Source organism: Streptomyces sp. VNUA24 (assembly GCF_029167005.1).
Classification (GTDB): Bacteria; Actinomycetota; Actinomycetes; order Streptomycetales; family Streptomycetaceae; genus Streptomyces; species Streptomyces scabiei.
Genome location: NZ_CP119143.1, coordinates 3,360,866 through 3,375,229, shown reverse-complemented (window position 1 = coordinate 3,375,229; position 14,364 = coordinate 3,360,866). Strand labels below are relative to the sequence as shown.

The following is a 14,364-nucleotide window of genomic DNA, read 5'->3' as shown; positions in this document are numbered from 1 at the left end:
GGCGGCATCGTCGAGTTGCGGTTCCCGGCGCATCAGTAGGCCCCCTGGCCGTGGATCACCGCGCGCAGCGTCTTCCAGAGGATCACGCTGTCGAGGGCGAGCGACCAGTCCTCCACGTACCGCAGGTCCAGGCGCACCGCCTCCTCCCACGACAGGTCGCTGCGTCCGCTGATCTGCCACAGACCGGTGAGGCCGGGCTTGACCAGCAGGCGCCGCCGGATGTCCGGGCCGTACGCGGCGGACTCCTCCGGCAGCGGCGGGCGCGGACCGACGAGCGACATCGATCCGGTGAGTACGTTGAGGAGCTGGGGGAGTTCGTCGAGCGAGTAGCGGCGCAGCACCGCCCCCACCCGGGTCACCCGCGGATCCCGGCGGAGCTTGAACAGCGGCCCGGCGCCCTCGTTGCGGTCGGCCAGTGCGTCGCGTGCCTTGTGCGCGCCGGTGACCATGGTGCGGAACTTGAGGATGGTGAACTCGCGGCCGTCCTTGCCGACCCGGCGCTGGCGGTAGAACGCCCCGCCCCGGCTGTCCATCAGCACGAGCAGCGCCACGAGGGCCATCAGCGGCGCGAACAGCATCAGCAGAATCGTTGCGCCTATGCGGTCGACGACTTCCTTGACCGCCCGGCGGCCCCCGGTGAAGGTCGGCATGCTGACCCGCAGCAGCGGGATCCCGAGCACCGCGTCGACGTGCAGCCGGGGGCCGGCCACCTCCATCAGCACCGGGGCCACGACCATCTCGGCGTCGCTGCCCTCCAGGTTCCAGGCCAGCCGCTGCAGCCGGTGCGGTGACCAGTGCGGGTCCGGGGTGACGGCGACGACGCGGTAGCCGTCGCGGCGGACATGGCCGGCGACGTCCGCCAGACCGCCGACCACCGGCACGCCGTCCAGGAACTCACCGCCGAAGCCGAGGCCGTCCGTGGTGCACACCGCGTCCACCCGCCAGCCCAGGTGCGGGAACTTGCGTGTCCGGGCGATCAGATCGCGCACGGTGTCCGGGCTCCCGGCGGCGAGCACGGGTCTCAGACACCTCCCCTCTTTGCGCTGTCTGTGCAGGGAGAGGCGCAGCAGATAGCGCACGGTCATGGTGACCAGCGCGATCGCGGGAATGGCGACGAAGATCCAGAGTTTGATGTTGCGCGAGGTGAGAGCGATTCCGCCGAGCGCGAGCACGACGGTCGCCGTGAACAGGGAGCGTCCGAGCCGGCGGAATTCCTCGGCACCCTGGCCGAGTACGGCGGGAGCCCATGCCCGGCTCACCGCGAGCGCACCCAGCACCAGCAGTTCGGTGCCGAATGCAAGAATTCCCCACTTCTCGTGCCAGTTGGCCGCGTCCCGGGCCCCGAAGAAATTGCCGATCGCCGCCACCACGGTGGCCGTGGCCACGGTGTCGCTCATGATCACGGTACGGCGGTAGCGCTGCTCCCACTCGATCGTGGTCCCGCTGATGGCCCCGCTCGCCAGACGCCCCCGCGCCGACGGAAACGGGCTGACCAATTCCCCTTGCCGCACAGAACCCCCCAAGGTTCCCAGTGGTTCGACGTGTTCGCCGCACACTGTTTCCTCGCCCCGGGAGGCCCCCGCCCCCCGTACCGTCCCTCCCCTCGGGAGGCCCCCGCCCCCGCGTTCGCGCTTCGTTCTTCCGGGAGGCCCCCGCCTCCCGCACAGGACATCCGGCCGTGCCGGTACGGCTCGGTCCACTCACCGCGGCGGCGGTGGACGCATACGGCCCATGGGCTTTCGAGGCGCGCGAGAACTCTCGAAATCCCGGGTGCTCCCCGCACCCAAGGCCCCCTCCCGGGCTCCGGGAATGATCACCCCAACACCCGGCGACGGGGTCGCGAAAACAGGCTTTCCCCAGGGCCGGACCTATTGATCATTAACGGTCGCCTCGTGCTCGAACAGCTGAAGCACGGTCAATCTAGACCATCGGGGCCAGTCTTGAAGAGGGGATGTGTGTAATTTGTGTTCAAGCTTTGGGGCTGAAACGACCAAGGGTGGCCGCCTATGGATGCCTTTACGCCACCGGGTGTTTGACAAGCCCCACCCGGCCCCCGGACCCGGATTCCGCGACGCCCGGTTCCGGCTCTCCTTTCCGCTGGTCAGGACAGGCGGCCGAGCCGTCCGTCCGCCTTGCCGGAACGGCGTGATCGATCAGCCCCGCGAGGCCCGCGACTTGATCGTGACGGTGCCCCGACGGCACCCGCCCCGCGTCCGGCCCGGCCGCGCACCGCGCGCGGCCGGACCGGACGACCGCCGTGATCGTCCCGGGCGCCACTCTGTTCGACAGGCGCACCGCTTCGCCGGAGCGTGCCGGCGGCGTCGGCTCTCAGCCCGTGCCGGGCGTCGCGCGCCGGGCCGGGGCTTCGGAGGGGCGGGCCGGGGTCGGCGACGACGCGGCGGGCCGCTCCGCCCGTTCGGCGGCCTCGGAAGGGCTCGCCGACGGCACGGTGGTCTTGGTGACGGTCCTGTCCGGCCGGGTCGAGGGGGCCGGGGTCGGGCGCTGCTCGCCGGGAGGAGGCGTGCCGGAGGCACCGGAGTCCGACGGGGCGGGGGAGGGGCTGCCGGTCGCGGGGGGCGGGGCCAGGGGGACCGAGGGGGAGCGGGGGGCGTCGCTCCCGGCGAGGCGCACCGGCAGGACGACGAGCGCGACGGCCGCGCAGGCGGCGGCCGCACCGGCCGCGGCCCGCACCAGCCGGCGCCGGGCGGCCGCGCGGCGCACGGTCTCGAACTGGCCGGGGGGCGGCCCGAGATGGACGGCGGGGGGACGCAGGACGACCGTGAGCGGGTCGTCGTCGGGCTCGGACCCCGGGCCCTCGTCAGGGCGTGTGGTCAAGGCTTCTCCTCAGATGGGCGCGGAGCAGTTCGCGGGCCGCGTGGAGGTCGGCCTTGACCGTTCCCTCCTTGCGTCCGGTCAGCACGGACACCTCCCGGATCGGCATGTCAGCGTAGTAGTGCAACAGGATCGGCACGCGCAGCCGTTCGGGCAGCGACTGCACCAGCAGCCGCACCGAGGGGTCGGACGACTCGGCGTGGTCCGGCAGCGGACGCACCGCGGCCTCGGCGGTGGCCCGGCGCATCGCCCTGCGCTCGCGTTCCGTCCTGCGCCAGTGGTCCCGCACCAGGTTGGCCGCGGTGACGTAGAGGAAACCGTGCGGCTCCGCCACGGACGTCCAGCGGGCCCAGAGCCGGGTGAACGCCTCCGACGCGATCTCGTGGGCCGTCCCGTCGTCGTCGACGAGCCGACGGCACCAGCCGGCGAGGCGCGGATAGAGGGCGGCGAACAGTTCGGACGCGGCCTTCTCACGGGACCGTTTCAACGCTCTCCATGGTCGTGGTGGTGCGGCGAGCGGCAGCGGGGACGGGCCGGCCGCGGGCTCCGGGTGCGGGCCGGGGGTCACCGGGCCGGGGGGCTCAGCGTGGCGAAGACGATCACGTTGTCGCGGTACTCGTTCCCCGTGCGCGGGCCCCCGCAGGTGACCAGACGCAGGGCGGGACGGGCCACGTTCCCGTACACCTCGTCCGTCGGGAAGGCGGACTTGGCGACCGTCGTCACGGCGTCCACGGCGAACCGAGCCGCCGTGCCGTTCTCCAGGCGCGCCTCGATCCGCTCGCCCCGCCGCAGCGACGCGAGCCGGCGGAACACCCCGTCGCCGTGACGGCCGACCGTGACATGGCCCAGGATCACCGACGGGCCGGTCTGTCCCGGCGTCGGTGAGTGCTCGTACCAGCCCGCCCGGTCGTGCGCCGTGATCGGCGGCACCTCCACCGTGCCGTCCGGGGCCAGCCCCAGCCGGAGCAGAGGGGTGTCCACCCCGATGCTTGGGATCAGCAGCCGGACCGGGACCGAACGGCCGAGGGGCCGTACGGCGCCGGACGGCGAGGCCGGGGCTGACGGGGCCGGGTCGCCCGAGGGGGCGCGGTCGTGGTGCGGTCGGTCCGCCCATCGTCGCAGCCCACGAGCAGCGAGGCCGCCGCCGCGGCGGCGAAGGCGCGCCTGGAGAACAAGGTCACGCCCCGTTCGCCCGCCGACGGCGCAGCAGCACGACGGCCGCGCCGCCGCCGACGAGCAGGGCGGTGGCGCCCGTACCGGCCAGCACGCCCGTGCTGCCGGATCCCTCCGAGCCGGTCACCGCCCCCGTGTCGGGCGCGCCGCTGGGAACGACGGAGACCTGGCTCGGCGCCGGGCTCGCGTCCCGGCGGTCCGGGACCTTGGTGGGTCGGGTCGCGGGCTCCTCGGCCGGGGCGGAGGGGACCGCGCTCGGTGCCGCGCTCGGTGCGGTGGATGCCTCGCGCGGGCCGGTGGTCGGGCTCGTGTCGTCGGCGAACGCGGACGGTGCGGTCGCCAGTACGGCGGTGAACACGAGTGCCGTGGCACTGAGGACGGTTCGGCGCATGGGTCGCTCTCTCTCGTCGGGCTGGGCGGGCCGCACCGGCCGCCGTGTCCGGCGGGGGCGACGGCCTCGTGTGCCGCCCGGCCGGGTCACCGGCACGCGGCGGCGTCAGATGTCGAGCGGAGAGACGAGACAGCGGGGGAGCACGTTGTAAAGAAATGGCAAAGCCGTCAGGGGGTGGAGGACCTTCAGAGGGTGGAGGACCTTCAGAGGGTGGGGGACCTTCAGGGGGTGGAGAAAAGAGGAGGGAGCGCGGGCTCAGTACACGTCGCGGACGTACCGCTTCTCCGTCGCGAGCTGCTTCACGTACGCGGCGGCCTCGTCCTCGGTCATCCCGCCGTGGGCGACCGCGACGTCCCGCAGGGCCCGGTCCACGTCCTTCGCCATGCGGGACGCGTCGCCGCAGACGTAGAAGCGGGCGCCGTCCTGGAGCCAGTGCCACAGCTCGGGCCCGTGCTCGCGCATACGGTCCTGGACATAGACCTTGGCCCGCTGGTCACGGGAGAATGCGGTGTCCAGCCGGCCGAGCACACCGGACTCCCGGAGGTCCGCCAGCTCCTCCCGGTAGTAGAAGTCCGTCGCCCGGTGCTGCTCCCCGAAGAACAGCCAGTTGGGCGCCCGGTGTCCGAGGGCCCGCCGTTCCTGGAGGAAGCCGATGAAGGGGGCGACGCCGGTGCCCGGACCGACCATGATCATGGGGGTCGCCGGGTCGGCGGGCGGCCGGAAGTGCGGCGAGCGCTGCACGAAGACCGGCACCTCCAGGTCCGTCCCGCCGTCCGCGAGGAAGGGCGAGCAGACCCCGCCGCGCGGGAGCCCGCGCAGGTTCTCGTACCGCACGACCGACACCGTCAGCGAGATGTGGTGCGGATCGACGAGCGGGCTCGACGAGATCGAGTACAGCCGGGGCTGAAGCCGTTTGAAGACACCCGCCCACTCCTCGCCGGAGGCCCGCACGGCGAACTCGGCCACCACGTCCACGGCCTGCCGGCCCCAGGACCACTGGGCCAGCCCGTCCTTGTTGTCCGGACGCGTCAGCTTCTTCAGCTCCCGGTTGTCCCGCGTCCGTTCGGAGACGAAGCGGAGCAGGTCCGGGGTGATCCGGGTGATGTCGAGATGCCGGTGCAGGGCCTCGGCGAAGGGCACCGCGCCCACCCCGGCGACCTCCACCGGAGCCGAGCCGTCCAGGCCCGTCACCGCCAGCCATTCCGCCACCAGACCGGCCGAGTTGACCGGCCGCACCCCGAGCGCGTCGCCCGCCTCGTACGACAGGCCGGTCCCGCTGGTGTCGAAGGTGAAGCGGCGCACCTCCTTGCCCGCCCCGGGCAGGCTGAGCAGCCGGTTGCCGACCAGCCGGGCGGTGGCGGGCGCGGGCTTCGCGGGCCGGACGGGCGCGGGCACGAGTGCGGGGGCGGCGGGAACGGCGGCGGTGGCGGCCCCCGGTGACGCCGTCCCTGTCCCGGCCCTGCCCGCGTCCCGGGTGCCGGCCGTGCCCGCGTCCGTCTCCGTGGCCAAGGCGGTGATGACCTGGCCCAGCCAGGCGTCCGCCGACGGTTCGTAGTCCGGCTCGCAGTCCGTGCGCGGGGCCAGCCGCACCGCGCCCAGCTCGTCGAGCCGGGCGTCGAGGCGGCGCCCGTGCCCGCAGAAGTCGTCGTAGGAGGAGTCGCCGAAGGCCAGTACGGCGTAGCGCACCCCGTCCAGGCGGGGGGCCTCCCGGTGGGAGAGCGCGTCCCAGAACCCGGAGCCGTTGTCGGGCGCGTCACCGTCGCCGAAGGTGCTGGTGATCAGCAACAGGTCGGCCCCGAGCGGCAGTCGCTCCGGTTCCGCCTCGTCCATCCCGACCAGCGTGGCCCGGTGGCCCGCCGCTCCCAGATGCTCGGCGGCCGCCACCGCGAACTCCTCGGCCGTGCCGGTCTGCGAGGCCCACAGCACCACGACCTCCCGCCCGGCGGTGGCGGTACCGGCGACGGGTGCGGGGGCCGGGGCCGCCGTCCGCGAGTACATCCCGGCGAGCACCCCGTTCACCCACAGCGCGTGCTCGGGGCTGAACGGCGCGTCCGCCGGCAGGACGGGCACCCCCTGCACCCCGGAGCCGAGCCCGGCGAGGAAGCCGGTGAGGTACCGGCGCTCCTGGGCGGAGAGCACGGGCGGCGGTGAGGGGTCGAGACCGAAGACGTCGGCACCGGGGGTGACCGCGGTCGGCACGGTCACCGCGGTCGGCACGGTCACCGTCGCCGGTACACCGGCGCCCGTCGGCGCGGCGGCGGGCGCCGCCGGAGTGCGCACCGGCGCCGCCACCCTCGCCAGCGACACCGCGCACACCTTCAACTCCGGCTGGAACGACAGCGGATCCACCGCGTCGCTCGTCACGGCGTTGATGCTCAGGTACTCCCCGAACAGGTCGTTCCAGTGGAACGGCGCGAACACGCAGCCGGGCATCACGCGGTCCGACACCACCGCCGGGAGCACGGCACGCCCCCGCCGCGAGGCGACCTCGACACTGTCCCCGTCGCGCAGGCCCAGTTCGTCCGCGTCCCTGGGATGCACCTCCACGAACGGCCCGGGATTCAGCTTGTTGAGCTTGGCGACCCGGCCCGTCTTCGTCAGGGTGTGCCACTGGTGCTGCAGCCGCCCGGTGTTGAGCACGAACGGATAGTCGTCGTCCGGCATCTCGGCGGCCGGCAGATGCGGCCGGGCGTGGAACACGGCCCGTCCACTGGCGGTAGGGAAGAGGAGTGCGCCGTCCGCCCCGGCCCCGGCGTACCGGATCGGATTGCGTGCCGGTCCGTCCTCCGCCGCCGCGGGCCACTGCACGGACCCCGACCGCAGCCGCTCGTAGCTCACACCCCGCAGATCCCACCCGGTCTTCGGGTTCCACGCCTGCTTGATCTCCTCGAAGACCTGCTCGGCGGTGTCGTACGAGAACCCCTTCTCGAACCCCATCTCCCGCGCGACGGCCGCGATGATGCGCCAGTCGGCCATCGCCTCGCCCGGTGGGTCGGCGGCCGGGGCGGCGAGCGTGAGGGTGCGTTCGCTGTTGACGAGGACGCCCTCGGACTCCGTCCACAGGGCACCGGGCAGGACGACGTCGGCGTACGCGTTGGTCTCGGTGTCGGCGAAGACGTCCTGCGTGACGACGAACTCGGCGGCCTCCAGGCCCTCGATCACGGTCCTGCGGTTGGCGACCGAGGCGACCGGGTTGGTGCAGATGATCCAGCAGGCCCTGATCTCCCCGTCGGCCATCTTCCGGAACATCTCGACCGTGCCCTTGCCGACCCCGTCGGCGCGCAGGCTGTCGGGAGCCAGGCCCCACAGCTCCTCGACGAACGCCCGCTCCTCGTCCACCAGTACGGACCGCTGCCCCGGCAGCCCCGGGCCCATGTAGCCCATCTCGCGCCCGCCCATGGCGTTCGGCTGCCCGGTGAGCGAGAAGGGGCCGCTGCCCGGCCGGCAGATCGCGCCGGTCGCCAGATGCAGGTTGACGAGCGCGTTGGTGTTCCAGGTGCCGTGCGTGGACTGGTTGAGCCCCATGGTCCAGCAGCTCGTCCACTCGGCGGCCTCGCCGATGAGCCGGGCCGCCTCGCGGATGTCCTCCGCCGGGATGCCGGTGATCTCGGCGACGGCGTCCGGGGCGTAGTCGGCCAGGAAGCCGGGCATCGCCTCCCAGCCCTCGGTGTGGGCGGCGATGAAGCCGGGGTCGGTGTGCCCGTTCGCGTGCAGCAGGTGGAGGAGTCCGTTGAGCAGGGCCAGATCGGTTCCCGGACGGATCCGCAGGAAGAGATCGGCCTTCTCGGCCGTCGCCGTGCGGCGCGGGTCGACGACGATCAGCTTCGCGCCCGCCTTGACCCGGTCCATCATCCGCAGGAACAGGATCGGATGGCAGTCCGCCATGTTCGAGCCGATGACGAGGAAGACGTCCGCCCTGTCGAGGTCCTCGTACGAGCCGGGCGGTCCGTCGGCGCCCAGGGACAGCTTGTAACCCGTACCCGCGCTCGCCATGCACAGCCGGGAGTTGGACTCGATCTGGTTGGTGCGGATGAAGCCCTTGGCCAGCTTGTTGGCCAGGTACTGGGCTTCGAGGCTCATCTGGCCGGAGACGTAGAAGGCGAACGCGTCGGGCCCGTGCTCGTCGATGATCGCGCGCAGCCGCCGCGCGGTCTCGGTGATCGCGTCGGAGACGGGCGCGGGGGCCGGTTCGTCGCCCCGGTCCGCCCGTACGAGGGCGGTGGTGAGGCGGCCGGGCGCGGCCAGCATGTCGGCCGTGGTGGCGCCCTTGGTGCACAGGCGGCCGAAGTTCGCCGGGTGCGCCTTGTCGCCCGTCGCCCTCAGAACCGTCCGCCGGCCGTCGGGACCCATGCCGACGTCCAGGAGCATGCCGCAGCCGACGCCGCAGTACGAGCACACGGTCCGCACCTGGGTCGTGGTGCCCTGCGGGCCCTCGGCGGCCACGGGCGGCCCCTCTCTGTCGGCGTCCGGGGTGTCCGGTCGGTCGTGCGGACCGGCCCGCCGTCGCTGTCCGGTACGGCGGGCCGGTTGCTTCTCAGGTACGGCGGAGGGTCGGCTTCCGCTCAGCTCCGGGGCGCGGCCCGGCAGGCCCGATCGTACGAATTGCCCGTTACGCCTGTGTCACATGACCTGATCATGAGGCGTTACGCCCGCCACACAGGGCCGCGCAAGGGGCTGTGAGGGCGGGTTCCGGCCGTTGTCCCGGAAGCAGGGGTCGCGGTCCGTGTCGTTGTTGGGCCGAACGGGTGACCATGCGTAAGAATTGGCTGATGCAGTCATTCAGTGCGAGCCAGGGGGAAGGCCGGTGAACAGGGTGAACAGCCACGATGTCACCGACGAGCAGTGGGAGGGGCTCGCCCAGGTCGTGCCGTTGCGGGGCCGGGACGCCTGGCCGTCCGCGGTCGGCCACCGGACCATACCGGAAGCCGAGACGGAGGCCCGCCGCCGCTTCGTGGTGCTGCGCGTCAACGTGTTCGCGGACGCCCGTGACGTGGCGGAGACGCTGATGGCGGGCATTCCGGTGCTGCTGGACCTCTCCGGCGCGGAGACCGACACCGCCAAGCGTGTACTGGATTTCAGCACGGGGGTCGTTTTCGGCCTCGCCAGCGGAATGCACCGCGTGGACAGGAACGTGTTCCTTCTCACCCCGCGCGGCACGGAGGTGCGGGGGCTGATGGAGGGGGCCGGGGTTCCGGGCGTCTGAGGCGGGGCGGTCGGGCTTGAGCGTGCCGGAGTCGGCGGCGGTCGAGTCCGATGGCTGTGGCTGTGGCTGTGGCTGTGGCCCGCCCGGCCTGTTGTCGTGGGCGAGCGGGTCGCGAAAGGCGCGTCACGGGACGTACCGAGACGCTCCGGTGCGCGACTCCGGGTCCTGGGGTGACCACGACGGGCGCGGCGCCGAGGCGCGCGTGCGGCGCCGGGCGCCCGGGGTGCCTGATGCGCTCACGCGCCAGGGTGCAGGAGGTGACGCACGCGCCGGAGTGCCCGATGACGCACCGCGCTGGGGCGCCCCATGTGACACACGTGCCGGGGCTGTGCGGCGGAGCCCGCCGCAGAGCACGCTCGACAGGGTCCGGGGCCCTCGCTCTCCGGCGATCGAAGCCCGTTGCGGGCGCTCCCCGCTCCCCCTCGTTCTTCACCTCTCCCGCCCCCGGCCCGGGGGGTACGTGACGCCGGTCTTCGTGCTGCCGCCGCTCTCCGACGGCCCTTCTCCGGCCGGCGCTCCCCGCCGACTCGATCGACAGGTCGCCCCGCCCTTCTGCCTGTGCCCCCCCGCCGGGCTGCGCCACTCACGCCCCTCCGCTGTCCCTTGTCCCTGCCCTGCCCGCCGGAGACGCTCGGTGTCGCCTGCCCCTCCGGGTGCGGGGCGGGGCGCCCGAGGGCGGGGCCGGCCGCTCCCGGATGCCGCGGGGCGCTCCCGTCGGGGCGGGGCGCCCTCGGCCCGTCGAGGGCGCTCCCTCGATCGTAGGAAGATCCACTCGGTGGAACGGTTCGCCTGGCGCACCGCCCCTACGGTCCGCATATGACCGTGTCATCCCTGTCGTCGATGCCGCCCGGCGCGGACGCCGGAGCACGTCCGGAGCGGCCGAGCGTCATCGAGCTGCGGCTCTCCGCCTTCGCCGGACACCGGGGCGCCTTCCTGCCGCTGGGCCCCCTGACCCTGCTCGCGGGCCGCAGCGGCAGTGGCAAGACCACCGCGCTGCGGGCCTACGAGGCGCTGGCGAGACTCGGCGGCGGCGCCCACCTGGACGAGGCGTTCCCCGACCCGGGCGGCTGCGTCCCCGAACGGGCCCGCCCCGACGCCCAGCGGCGCCGCGGCTTCCGCATCGGCTGCACCACCGACGGCCCCGAAGGCCCCGTACACCTCGACATCGCCGTGCAGGCCGAGCCCGAACTCCGCATCGTGGGCGAGCGGTTGACGTCCGGCGGCCTCACCCTGCTGCAGACGGCTCTCGTCGACCCGGGCCGCCCCGTCGTCCAGGCATCCTGGCACACCGCCGGCACCTCCCCGGTCACCCGCGGCCCGCTCCCCGACGACCGCCTCGGCACCGCACTGCTCCCGCTGCGGGTCGCCGGGAAGACGGACGGCCAGCGCCGGGTCCTCGCCGCCGCCGAGCAGACGGTTGTCGCGCTGCGCTCCGTCTACGCCTGCGATCCGCGCCCCGGCCGGATGCGCGCGGCCGTACCGCTCGGCTCCGGCCGGCTGCTGCGCGGCTGCGACAACCTCGCCGAGGTGCTGTGGCGCACGCGCACCGAGTGCGGCCGACGGCACGCGCTGCTCGTCGGGGCCGTACGCGACGGCTGCGCGGGCCCCGTCCTCGACCTGCTGGCCGAGCCGCTGCGCGACGGCGCGGTCCGGGCGGTGCTGGACCGGGGCGACGGGGTGCGGACGGCCCTGGGCCTGCTCGGCGACGGGGAACTGAGGTATCTGGCGCTCGCCCTCGTGCTGTTCACCGGGCCCGGTGTCCTGGAGGTCGACCCGGTCGCGGAGGTGCCTGCGGCGCTGCAGACGCTCACGGTCCTGGCCGACGGCCTCGACCGGTCCCTCGACCCGCGACAGGCGCTGGAACTGGTGCGGCTGGCGGCGCGGATGTGCGAACGCGGCCACATCCGGCTGGCCGGAGCGGTGAGCGACGCCTCCTGGGCCGCCGGGCTGACGGGAGTGACGGTGGTAGACCTGAACCGTGAACGATCCTGAACCCGCCCGGGAGCCCGCGCGAGAACTCGACGTGGCGACCCTGCAACGACGGCTCGCCGAGTTCGCCGCCGCCCGCGACTGGCGGCGGTACCACACGCCCAAGAACCTGGCCTCCGCGCTGAGCGTGGAGGCGTCCGAACTCGTCGAGATCTTCCAGTGGCTGACGCCGGAGGAGTCCGCGCACATCATGGCGGACCCCGGGGCCGCCCACCGTGTCACGGACGAAGTGGCGGACGTGCTCGCCTACTTGCTCCAGCTCTGCGAGGTGCTGGGCATCGATCCGCTGGCGGCCCTGGACGCGAAGATCGACCGCAACGAACGGCGGTTCCCGGTGCCGGGGCGGCCCTGACGCAGCCCGACCGGTTCGGTCGCGTCGGGTCGCGCCCGAACGGGCCCCGGGTCGCGTCCGATCGCGCAGGACGGCTCCCACGCTCCTTCATTGTCACTCTCCGGAGTCAAAAAGTTCTCCACAGCCGACTTGTTATCCACAGATTTCAGACTTCCTCTGGCTTTCCGTCTCAGTGACCCTCACTGTGGGTAATGAACAGGCAGGAGTTCAGGCGGACGTGCGCGAGCGCGTCGCGACAGTCGGGGGCAGCGCATGGATGCGGTGCGGCTCATCATGGCGAGCAGGCGTGCACTGGCGGGCAGCGCCGAGGGGCCGCAGCTCATGGCGGAGGCATGGCAGTCCTATGCCCTCGCCCAGGCGATCGGCAGCCGGCTCGCGGTCTCGGGACCTCCCGAACTGCGCGGCGAGGCACTCGGGTTGACCGAGCTGGCCGGCAGCGGCTGCGGCATACTCGGCGCACCCCCGCTCGGGGTGGGCGCCTTACGCGCCGCCCAGCTCACGGAGTTGGGCGACGCCCACGACTCGCTCGTGCGGCTCGGTGTCCTCCTCGGCGAGGTCGGCATCGCCCTCGTCGGCCTGGCCAGCGGCGCCGGCGACGAGGCGACGTACTGGCAGTGCATGGAGGCGATCGACGCGGCGGACGAGGCCCGGGACCGTGTCCTGGAGATGCTGCGACGCCTGGCGGTGCGGGACCAGGTCCTGTCGGAACGGGACGCCACCACCGGCGGCTGAACCGGGTCGCCGCCCGCTTCTCACGGAGCACACGCCCCCGCTCTTCCAGGGGCGCGGGGAACCGCGCGACCAGCCCCCACTCGCCCGCGCCGGCCCATCGACGCCGACCCACGCCCCTCATGACGAACGCCCGGCCACAGAAGAGGAGGCCGGGCGCGGGACGACACGACTCGGGGAGGGATCAGACGGCGCCGCTCTCCTCCGCGGCAGCGCCCCGCGGCGCCGAGAGATCCGCGTCGAGCTGGGACAGGTCCGCGTTCAGGGCAGCCATCAGCTCCTCCATCTGCTGGAGCAGGCCCTTCGGCTGCGCAGGCGCGGCAGCCTGCTCCGGCACGGCTTCCTGGGACATGTGACGGCCTCCTCGGCCCTCGCCCCCGAGGGGGCACGTGTGCGTGCGTCCCGGCAGCGGCCGCCGGCGACGGGTGCCGGGCGGTCCGGCTCCTCACGGGCAACGACCACCGTTCCCGCCGGTCACTGGAGCGCGCCCGCCCCAGGTGCCGGAGCGGCGCATTTTCACCCGACCGTGGCCCCACGGCACCGGCGGGACCGGTGCCGTTGACCGGGGCCCGGGCATGCAGGATGGAGGTATGGATCTTCGCATCTTCACCGAGCCCCAGCAGGGCGCCACCTACGACACCCTCCTCACCGTCGCCAGGGCCACCGAGGACCTGGGCTTCGACGCCTTCTTCCGCTCCGACCACTACCTCAGCATGGGCTCGTCGGACGGCCTGCCCGGCCCCACCGACGCCTGGGTCACGCTGGCCGGACTCGCCCGCGAGACCAAGCGCATCCGTCTCGGCACCCTGATGACCGCCGGTACCTTCCGGCTGCCCGGCGTGCTCGCCATCCAGGTCGCGCAGATCGACCAGATGTCCGGCGGCCGCGTCGAACTCGGCCTGGGCGCGGGCTGGTTCGAGGAGGAGCACAAGGCGTACGGCATCCCCTTCCCCAAGGAGAAGTTCGGCCGCCTGGAGGAGCAGCTGGCCATCGTCACCGGCCTGTGGGCCACGGAGACCGGCAAGACGTTCTCCTACGAGGGCACCCACTACCAGCTGACCGACTCGCCCGCGCTGCCCAAGCCCGTGCAGGCCAAGGTGCCGGTGCTGATCGGCGGTCACGGCGCGAGCCGTACCCCGCGCCTCGCCGCGCGCTACGCCGACGAGTTCAACATGCCGTTCGGCTCGGTCGAGGACAGTGAGCGCCAGTTCGGCCGGGTCCGCGCGGCCGCCGAGGAGGCCGGCCGCAAGGGCGACGACCTCGTGTACTCCAACGCCCTGGTCGTCTGCGTGGGCAAGGACGACGCGGAGGTCGCCCGCCGCGCCGCCGCGATCGGCCGCGAGGTCGACGAACTGAAGGCCAACGGCCTCGCCGGCTCCCCGGCCGAGGTCGTCGACAAGATCGCCCGGTATCGGGCCATCGGCTCCCAGCGCCTCTACCTCCAGATCCTCGACCTCGACGACCTGGACCACCTGGAGCTGATCTCCGGCCAGGTGCTCTCCCAGGTGTCGTAGCCCGAGCGCCGGCCCGCCCCCCCCCCGGAGCGGGCGTGCCCCTCTCCGGGGAGGCGGGGGAGCGAGCGGAAAATGCCTGAGTGCGGCCCGAACCCGGCCTGTACGTTGGAAGGCGCGCGCCGAAACGTGACGATGCGCAGGTATCCGCAGTTCAGACGCCTTCCTCGACCGGGGCAGCCGC

11 protein-coding genes and 1 pseudogene are annotated in these 14,364 nt (G+C 73.3%); 5 read left to right on the top strand and 7 right to left on the bottom strand.

The features are described from left to right. Positions 1 to 32: 32 nt before the first annotated feature. The 6 genes and pseudogenes from PYR72_RS14040 to PYR72_RS14015 form a co-directional block, all read right to left on the bottom strand. Positions 33 to 1,496 (bottom strand): sugar transferase, encoded by a 1,464-nt coding sequence (locus PYR72_RS14040; RefSeq protein WP_275455672.1) that lies wholly within the window; start codon positions 1,494 to 1,496, stop codon positions 33 to 35. A gap of 832 nt (positions 1,497 to 2,328) precedes the next feature. Next, on the bottom strand, positions 2,329 to 2,835 hold the full coding sequence (locus PYR72_RS14035) for a hypothetical protein (RefSeq protein WP_275455671.1): 507 nt from the start codon (positions 2,833 to 2,835) through the stop codon (positions 2,329 to 2,331). Further along, the gene (locus PYR72_RS14030) at positions 2,819 to 3,319 is read right to left on the bottom strand and encodes an RNA polymerase sigma factor (protein ID WP_275455670.1); all 501 of its coding nucleotides are present in this window, start codon (positions 3,317 to 3,319) and stop codon (positions 2,819 to 2,821) included. Before PYR72_RS14030 ends, PYR72_RS14035 begins: the two co-directional genes overlap by 17 nt. A 77-nt stretch (positions 3,320 to 3,396) precedes the next feature. After that, positions 3,397 to 4,013 (bottom strand): annotated as a pseudogene (locus tag PYR72_RS14025) (class F sortase). Then, the gene (locus PYR72_RS14020) at positions 4,010 to 4,396 is read right to left on the bottom strand and encodes a Tat pathway signal sequence domain protein (RefSeq protein ID WP_275455669.1); all 387 of its coding nucleotides are present in this window, start codon (positions 4,394 to 4,396) and stop codon (positions 4,010 to 4,012) included. Before PYR72_RS14020 ends, PYR72_RS14025 begins: the two are co-directional and overlap by 4 nt. Before the next feature lie 255 nt (positions 4,397 to 4,651). Continuing rightward, entirely contained in the window at positions 4,652 to 8,839 is a 4,188-nt protein-coding gene (locus PYR72_RS14015; RefSeq protein WP_275455668.1) for a molybdopterin-dependent oxidoreductase, read from the bottom strand. A gap of 370 nt (positions 8,840 to 9,209) precedes the next feature. On the opposite strand from PYR72_RS14015, the gene PYR72_RS14010 reads away from it, so the two are divergent. The 4 genes from PYR72_RS14010 to PYR72_RS13995 all read left to right on the top strand — a co-directional run bounded on the left by PYR72_RS14010 (position 9,210) and on the right by PYR72_RS13995 (position 12,672). Then, positions 9,210 to 9,599, top strand: a complete 390-nt coding sequence (locus PYR72_RS14010) for a cell division protein SepF (protein WP_037701140.1) — start codon at positions 9,210 to 9,212, stop codon at positions 9,597 to 9,599. An 816-nt stretch (positions 9,600 to 10,415) separates the two neighbouring features. Continuing rightward, the gene (locus tag PYR72_RS14005; protein WP_275455667.1) at positions 10,416 to 11,591 is read left to right on the top strand and encodes an ATP-binding protein; all 1,176 of its coding nucleotides are present in this window, start codon (positions 10,416 to 10,418) and stop codon (positions 11,589 to 11,591) included. After that, positions 11,578 to 11,940: a nucleotide pyrophosphohydrolase gene (locus tag PYR72_RS14000; protein ID WP_275455666.1), complete on the top strand. Its 363-nt coding sequence runs from the start codon at positions 11,578 to 11,580 to the stop codon at positions 11,938 to 11,940. The genes PYR72_RS14005 and PYR72_RS14000 overlap by 14 nt, the downstream gene beginning before the upstream one ends. A 252-nt stretch (positions 11,941 to 12,192) precedes the next feature. Next, complete coding sequence (locus PYR72_RS13995; RefSeq protein ID WP_037724058.1) at positions 12,193 to 12,672, top strand: DUF6099 family protein; 480 nt, start codon at positions 12,193 to 12,195, stop codon at positions 12,670 to 12,672. A 181-nt stretch (positions 12,673 to 12,853) separates the two neighbouring features. Here PYR72_RS13995 and PYR72_RS13990 read toward each other — a convergent pair whose 3' ends face one another. After that, a complete protein-coding gene (locus PYR72_RS13990; protein ID WP_275455665.1) occupies positions 12,854 to 13,021 on the bottom strand; it encodes a hypothetical protein in 168 nt (55 codons plus the stop codon). 238 nt (positions 13,022 to 13,259) lie between these two features. Here PYR72_RS13990 and PYR72_RS13985 point away from each other — a divergent pair, with 238 nt between their 5' ends. Further along, on the top strand, positions 13,260 to 14,183 hold the full coding sequence (locus PYR72_RS13985) for an LLM class F420-dependent oxidoreductase (RefSeq protein WP_275455664.1): 924 nt from the start codon (positions 13,260 to 13,262) through the stop codon (positions 14,181 to 14,183). The last annotated feature ends 181 nt before the right edge of the window (positions 14,184 to 14,364 follow it).